Genomic DNA, 816 nt, shown 5'->3' on the forward strand with positions numbered 1-816 from the left:
GTCATTTACACAAGTTTTTATACTGAACCTAAAAAAAGACATATCAACGAGTGACATGTCTTAAGTGATGAAATATTAATAATTTGAAAAAATGGAAAAGGAACAGCGAATGAAGCTGGGCAGATATCTGGGTTAATGTTAATAAATGCGGCCATTTTTGCTGCTTCCTTTCTGTTTTTTCAATAGTATAAAGGATAGATGCAAGGCTTGCAAGTAGTTTTCTTGATCTTCATTAAGAAAGCTGCATATTTTATATGCATTTAGTTGGTAATCGTTGATTTATCTAGGTGAAAGCTTTACTTGTCTGGACAATCACGAATATTCGCTTTTTTATTATTGAAATGATATTTAAATTAAAAAGCTTTCCGCTTCTATGCTATACTTTTGACTGAGGTGAAACAAATGACAGGAATCGGATCAGTAATCAACGTCACCGCCATTATCTGCGGAGGTCTGCTAGGACTTAACTTCGGCTACCTGCTCAAGGCCCGGGTGCAGGAAATATTAATTGTCGCCTGCGGGCTGGACGTGGAAAAGAGCGAATTCCTCAGTGAGAACGACCTCTTAACCGGGATCAGAAACCGCAACTATTACCAACACGAGATTAATAATCTTTTGCAAGCAGCTCAAGAGAGCGTTACTTATGTTTTCTGCGACGTCAATGGCCTGCACGAAACCAACAACAAGTTTGGCCATGAAGCCGGAGACAGGATGCTGATTGCCCTGGCTAGTGAATTAGCCAAAAGCTTCGGGCAAGACATGTCTTTCCGCTTTGGCGGGGATGAGTTTTTAGGGTTCAGTATAAATTCTTGTGTA

The 816-nt window shown here is 39.8% G+C and carries 1 protein-coding gene; it reads left to right on the forward strand.

Annotated features, from left to right (window positions below):
• Positions 1-402 precede the first annotated feature (402 nt).
• Positions 403-816, forward strand: a 414-nt coding sequence (locus HMPREF3168_RS00840; protein WP_210384535.1) for a diguanylate cyclase domain-containing protein, incomplete at its 3' end; no start/stop codon positions are given.

The organism is Lactobacillus sp. HMSC08B12 (assembly GCF_001808415.1).
GTDB classification, from domain to species: Bacteria; Bacillota; Bacilli; order Lactobacillales; family Lactobacillaceae; genus Lactobacillus; species Lactobacillus delbrueckii.